Source organism: Methanoregula sp. (assembly GCF_002835825.1).
Classification (GTDB): domain Archaea; phylum Halobacteriota; class Methanomicrobia; order Methanomicrobiales; family Methanospirillaceae; genus Methanoregula.
Window position 1 is genome coordinate 1 of the sequence record NZ_PIZH01000754.1, and the last position, 1,054, is coordinate 1,054.

A 1,054-nucleotide genomic window follows, 5' to 3' on the forward strand; every position below is an offset into this window, starting at 1 on the left:
CCCGGGGGACCAGGGGCCGGCAACCGGGCACCCTCACCCGGTTCGCCGGCAGCCCGTATGGTGCTACCGGTCAGGGAGGGGATATCCCGGGCAAGGAACATCCCAAGACCAGTGTTCTTCCCACACCCCCGTTCGAAGATAAGGCCCTTCTCACCGGCTACGATTCCCATGCCATTGTCCTCCCACACAATGACGAGGTTTCCGCTGGATGGCATCGCCGATTCCCGCACCTCCGTCACTCGCTCGCCATGCCGGATTGCATTGTCAAGGAGATTGAAAAAGACCTTCCGCAGCATCGGATCGGCATACACTTCGAGCCCTGGATCAAGAGAGCTTCTGATCACGACACCGTCCGCATGAACTTCACGTTCGGTTGCGGTGAGCACCCCCACAGGATTCTGCCAGATAGGGATCTCTGCACCAAAAGGTTCGTACTCTTTGGTGAAGGCGATCTGTTCCTCGATTATCTCCGCCACCTGCATGGCATGCCCAGGGTTGTCCTCAGCCATGGCGGCATCGCATGTCGGTTCTGATGCAAGAGTAAGGAAGGTTTTCAGCGCAAAGAGCTGGTTCCTGATATCATGGCGGGTGATTCCCGTCAGAAGACCAAGTCTCCGGTTTGCCGCCTGCTCGCGTATGTCTCGTGTTGATTAAAACGCTTTCTTATCCCGGGATGCGGGAATCCACCGGCAGATTCGGCAACAATACCGTCAGTCCGTGACGTTCATTTCCCGATGATCCGCTGCCCGTTGATCCTTACCGCTGGCAGGATCATCGATCCGATTGTCCGGGTTTTTCTGCCAAGACCGTCGATGGCGTGCATGAGCGAGAAGACGTTGCCGGAGAGAATGGCACTCCGGACCGGTTCCTGGAACGCTCCGCCCTCCATGAAGAACGCATTGGAGAGTTCGACCGAGAACTCACCGCTCAGGGGATTTGCCGTGTGTGCCCCGACAATGTTGTGGATGAAGAGCACCCGCCCGGCATCCACATTCCCGCGCGTTCCATCGACAATGAGGTTGTGGTGGCCGATCGAGGTCGAGCCGCCGTACCC

2 protein-coding genes are annotated in these 1,054 nt (G+C 58.2%); both read right to left on the reverse strand.

Annotation, left to right across the window (positions count from 1 at the left end; genetic code table 11):
- Positions 1-509: HAMP domain-containing sensor histidine kinase (locus CW742_RS14940; protein WP_292421763.1), on the reverse strand; the 509-nt coding region annotated here is incomplete at its 3' end.
- A 215-nt stretch (positions 510-724) separates the two neighbouring features.
- A partial coding sequence (locus CW742_RS14945; protein WP_292421766.1) for a metallopeptidase TldD-related protein occupies positions 725-1,054 on the reverse strand: 330 nt, incomplete at its 5' end.